Origin of the sequence: Burkholderia sp. LMG 13014 (genome assembly GCF_905232215.1) — a bacterium.
Taxonomy (GTDB): domain Bacteria; phylum Pseudomonadota; class Gammaproteobacteria; order Burkholderiales; family Burkholderiaceae; genus Burkholderia.
Genome location: NZ_CAJNKE010000467.1, coordinates 1 through 4,702, shown reverse-complemented (window position 1 = coordinate 4,702; position 4,702 = coordinate 1). Strand labels below are relative to the sequence as shown.

Genomic DNA, 4,702 nt, shown 5'->3' with positions numbered 1-4,702 from the left:
TTCGGCCCATTCTACGCTGGAACGCCTGCTGCGGCCCCCGCCGCGGGCTGCGATAATCGCGTTCCACGGCAACCCGTGGCCGCAGGGCGGCCGCGCACCAGAGGACATTCGCATGGGCAACCGCTTGAGCAAGATCGCCACGCGCACCGGCGACGATGGCACCACCGGCCTCGGCGACGGACGGCGCATCGGCAAGGACGACGTGCGGATCGCCGCGATCGGCGACGTCGACGAACTGAATTCGAACCTCGGCGTGCTGCTCGCCGAGCCGCTGCCCGACGACGTGCGCACGGCGCTCGTCACGATCCAGCACGACCTGTTCGACCTGGGCGGCGAGCTGTGCATCCCCGGCCACACGGTGATCGACGACACGCACCTCGCGCGCCTCGACCGCTGGCTCGCCGATTACAACGGGACGCTGCCGCCGCTGAAGGAATTCATCCTGCCGGCCGGCTCCCGCGCGGCGTCGCTCGCGCACGTGTGCCGGACGGTGTGCCGCCGCGCGGAGCGCTCGATCGTCGCGCTCGGGCGCCACGACGCGCTCAATGATGCGCCGCGGCGTTACGTGAACCGGCTGTCGGACCTGCTGTTCGTGCTGGCGCGCGTGCTGAACCGCACCGACGGCGGGGCGGACGTGCTGTGGGAGCGCGGCCGCGTCCGCTGACGCCGCGCAAGGATTTCCGCACTGCGACAATTTGCCCGAGGGACGGGCAATTTTAAAGATGTATCGTATCTACATGTTTAACGGAGAACGAACATGACCCCCATTACCGCTGACCAGATGGCTCGCGTGAAGGCCACTGCCCCTGTCCTCGCCGTGCACGGTGCGACGATCACGAAGCATTTCTACCAGCGCATGTTCGCGCGCCATCCGGAACTGAAGAACCTGTTCAACCAGACGCACCAGAAGACCGGCAGCCAGCCGGAGACGCTCGCGAAGGCCGTCTATGCGTATGCGGCGAACATCGACAACCTCGGCGCGCTGGGCGGCGCCGTGTCGCACATCGCGCACAAGCACGCGAGCCTGAACATCCGCCCCGAGCATTACCCGATCGTCGGCGAGAATCTGCTCGCGTCGATCGTCGAGGTGCTCGGCGATGCGGTCGATGCCGACACGCTCGAAGCATGGCGCGTCGCGTACGGCCAGCTCGCACAGATCCTGATCGGCGCCGAGGCCGACCTGTACGCGGGCGCCGCATGGAGCGGGTTCCGCCCGTTCAAGGTCGAGCGCAAGGTGCGCGAGAGCGACGAGATCACGTCGTTCTACCTGACGCCGGCGGACGGCGGCGCGGCACCGACGTTCGAACCGGGCCAGTACATCACGGTGAAGCGCTTCGTCGGCGATCTCGGCGTCGACCAGCCGCGCCAGTACAGCCTCTCCGACGCGCCGAACGGCAAGTGGCTGCGCATCTCGGTGAAGCGCGAGGCCGGCAAGCCGGAAGTCATTCCGGCCGGCAAGGTGTCGACGCTGATGCACGACGGCGTCGAGCAGGGTGCGATCGTCGAGGTGACCGCGCCGATGGGCGAATTCTCGCTGAAGCGTGGCGTCGAGACGCCGGTCGTGCTGATCTCGGGCGGCGTCGGCATCACGCCGATGATGTCGATGGTGTCGACGCTGGTCGCGGAAGGCAGCAAGCGCGGCGTGCGGTTTGTCCATGCGTGCCGTTCGGGCGCGGTGCACGCGTTCCGCGACTGGCTGAACGATACGGTGCGGGCGAACGCGAACGTGAAACGCACGGTGCTGTACGAGCAGGTCGGCCCGAACGATCGCGTCGGCGTCGATTACGACCTCGAAGGCCGTCTCACGCCGGAGCGCGTGAAGGAATTCGCGCTGGTGCCGGATGCCGACTACTACATCTGCGGCCCGATCGCATTCATGAAGGCGCAGCGTGACGCGCTGATCGCACTCGGCGTCGCGCCGGAGCGCGTGAACACCGAGATCTTCGGTTCGGGCGCGCTCGAGTAACGCGTACCCGCAAGGTTCTGGACCCATGAAAAAGCCCGGCGCGAGCCGGGCTTTGACTTTGTGGTGGGCAGCGCGTCAGGCGCGCAGCATCAGTGTGGCGTGATAGCGCCACACCTTCGGATCGGCGCTGACGAGCGGCATGCCTTCATGGAGTGCCTGCGCGACCATCACGCGGTCGAACGGATCGGCACGATCCGGGAAATCGGGCAATCCGGCGACACCTTCGACGTGATCGCTGCTGATCGGCAATTCCGCAAAACCTGCGAGCCGGAACGCCGAACGTGCATCGCGCGGATGGACGGGCAGATTGCCTTCGCGGTATTTGATCGCGATTTCCCGAATGGACGCGGTCTGGCAGAGCGAAACGACGACCGCAGGCTGGCCGCATGGCCAACCCGCCGTCGGCGGGGCATGCGGTCAGCCTGTCGCTGCGGGCGATCAGTTCCCGCTGCCGCGCGCGACGCGCCGAGCCTTCACCGATTCCGCGAGGCCTTCGAGCACCTTCACGCTGTCGTCCCACGCGATGCACGCGTCGGTGATGCTCTGGCCGTAGGTCAGCTCGCAGCCTTCCTTCAGGTCCTGGCGGCCCTCGACGAGGTGCGACTCGATCATCACGCCGACGATGCGCGAGTCGCCGGCCGCGAGCTGGCGGCCGATGTCCGCGCACACGGGGATCTGGTTCTCGTGCTTCTTCGAGCTGTTCGCGTGGCTCGCGTCGATCATCAGGCGTGCGGCGAGGCCGGCCTTGCCGATGTCTGCGCATGCGGCGTTCACGCTGTCCGCGTCGTAGTTCGGCGTCTTGCCGCCGCGCAGGATCACGTGGCAGTCCTCGTTGCCGGCCGTCGACACGATCGCCGAGTGGCCACCCTTCGTCACCGACAGGAAATGGTGCGGCTGCGACGCGGCCTTGATCGCGTCGACCGCGATCTTCACGTTGCCGTCGGTGCCGTTCTTGAAGCCGACCGGGCACGACAGCCCCGACGCGAGCTCGCGGTGCACCTGCGACTCGGTCGTGCGCGCGCCGATCGCGCCCCACGAGATCAGGTCGGCGATGTACTGCGGGCTGATCATGTCGAGGTATTCGGTCGCGGCCGGCAGCCCCATTTCGTTGATCTGCAGCAGCAGCTCGCGCGCGGTGCGCAGCCCTTCGTTGATCTTGAAGCTGTTGTCGAGGTGCGGATCGTTGATGAGGCCCTTCCAGCCGACCGTCGTGCGCGGCTTTTCGAAGTACACGCGCATCACGATTTCCAGTTCGCCCTTGAAGCGCTCGCGCTCCTTCACGAGCCGGCCCGCGTATTCGATCGCCGCCTTCGTGTCGTGGATCGAGCACGGCCCGATCACGACGATCAGCCGGTCGTCCATCCCGTGCAGGATGCGGTGCATCGACTGGCGCGAGTTGTAGATCAGCTCGGACGCGGCTTCGGAGCACGCGAATTCGCGGATCAGGTGGGCGGGCGGCGTCAGTTCCTTGAGTTCGCGAATGCGGACGTCGTCGGTGTTGTGCGGGGGCATGCTGTTTCTCCTTGGTTCCGGGCGCCGTTCGGTCAGTGCGAGTGCGAGTGCGCGTGCGGCAGATTCATCAATTCAAGCGATTCAGTGGTTTCGGTCGGGGCCGCGGGACCGCTGCGGCGGCGACCGGGTGGCGAAGGGCGAAAAAAAACCGCCGGGTTCGCCGGCGGTTTTTTCGGGAATTTCGGTTGCGCTTTACGCGCCATCAACCCTCTCGATCCGCCAGCGGTCTGAGATACCAAAAAAAGTAAAAATAAAACTTGGCGGACATGACGGAGATTCGGTTCGTCAAAAAAGTTGATTCGGAATTTATACCCCGTCGCCGGGCGGCTGGCAACCGGGAAACGTCGAAAATGCGGACATTCCGCGCGTTTTCTTCAAAATGCGCGGAATGTCTGCGCCGCGATGCGGTTATGCCGTACCGCCGACCGTCATCCTGTCGATCCGCAGGGTCGGCTGGCCGACGCCGACCGGCACGCTCTGGCCTTCCTTGCCGCACACGCCGACACCCGAGTCGAGCGACATGTCGTTGCCGATCATGCTCACGTCCTTCAGCGATTCAGGGCCGCTGCCGATCAGCGTCGCGCCCTTCACCGGGTAGGTGATCTTGCCGTTCTCGATCATGTACGCCTCGGACGCCGAGAACACGAACTTGCCGTTCGTGATGTCGACCTGGCCGCCGCCGAAGTTCACCGCGTACAAGCCGTTCTTCACGGACGCGATGATTTCCTGCGGATCCTTGTCGCCGTTCAGCATGTACGTGTTCGTCATGCGCGGCATCGGCAGTGCCGCGTACGACTCGCGGCGTGCGTTGCCCGTGACCGGCATCTTCATCAGGCGTGCGTTCAGCGTGTCCTGGATGTAGCCCTTCAGGATGCCGTCCTCGATCAGCGTCGTGCACTGCGTCGGGTTGCCTTCGTCGTCGATGTTCAGCGAGCCGCGGCGGTTCGGCAGCGTGCCGTCGTCGACGACGGTCACGCCCTTCGCAGCAACGCGCTCGCCGAGCCGGCCGGCGAATGCCGACGAACCCTTGCGGTTGAAGTCACCCTCGAGCCCGTGGCCGATCGCCTCGTGCAGCAGCACGCCCGGCCAGCCCGGCCCGAGCACGACCGTCATCGCGCCGGCGGGCGCGGGGCGGGCGTCGAGGTTGACGAGTGCCGCGTGCACGGCATCGTCGACGTAGCGCGACAGCACGTCGTCGGTGAAGTAGCCGTAGTCGAAGCGGCC

5 protein-coding genes and 1 pseudogene are annotated in these 4,702 nt (G+C 66.1%); 3 read left to right on the top strand and 3 right to left on the bottom strand.

Going from position 1 to position 4,702, the window contains the following annotated elements; all coding sequences use genetic code 11:
- The first annotated feature begins 112 nt into the window (after positions 1 to 112).
- Together JYJ84_RS28810 and hmpA are read left to right on the top strand one after the other, a co-directional pair.
- Complete coding sequence (locus JYJ84_RS28810; RefSeq protein ID WP_122944525.1) at positions 113 to 664, top strand: cob(I)yrinic acid a,c-diamide adenosyltransferase; 552 nt, start codon at positions 113 to 115, stop codon at positions 662 to 664.
- A 93-nt stretch (positions 665 to 757) separates the two neighbouring features.
- Positions 758 to 1,966, top strand: a complete 1,209-nt coding sequence (gene hmpA, locus JYJ84_RS28805; RefSeq protein WP_175222360.1) for an NO-inducible flavohemoprotein — start codon at positions 758 to 760, stop codon at positions 1,964 to 1,966.
- Positions 1,967 to 2,041: 75 nt separating this feature from the next.
- On the opposite strand, the pseudogene JYJ84_RS28800 reads toward hmpA, so the two are convergent.
- Together JYJ84_RS28800 and aroG are read right to left on the bottom strand one after the other, a co-directional pair.
- A pseudogene (locus JYJ84_RS28800) lies at positions 2,042 to 2,314 on the bottom strand (type II toxin-antitoxin system VapC family toxin); the annotation flags it as partial.
- Between the two features lie 90 nt (positions 2,315 to 2,404).
- Entirely contained in the window at positions 2,405 to 3,478 is a 1,074-nt protein-coding gene (gene aroG / locus JYJ84_RS28795; RefSeq protein WP_122944527.1) for a 3-deoxy-7-phosphoheptulonate synthase AroG, read from the bottom strand.
- Between aroG and JYJ84_RS28790 the strand changes: the two genes are divergently transcribed.
- On the top strand, positions 3,477 to 3,776 hold the full coding sequence (locus tag JYJ84_RS28790; RefSeq protein ID WP_175222359.1) for a hypothetical protein: 300 nt from the start codon (positions 3,477 to 3,479) through the stop codon (positions 3,774 to 3,776). The two genes, aroG and JYJ84_RS28790, sit on opposite strands and share 2 nt — an antisense overlap.
- Positions 3,777 to 3,886: 110 nt before the next feature.
- Here the strand turns inward: JYJ84_RS28790 and JYJ84_RS28785 are convergent.
- Positions 3,887 to 4,702: metallopeptidase TldD-related protein (locus tag JYJ84_RS28785; RefSeq protein WP_240201913.1), on the bottom strand; the 816-nt coding region annotated here is incomplete at its 5' end.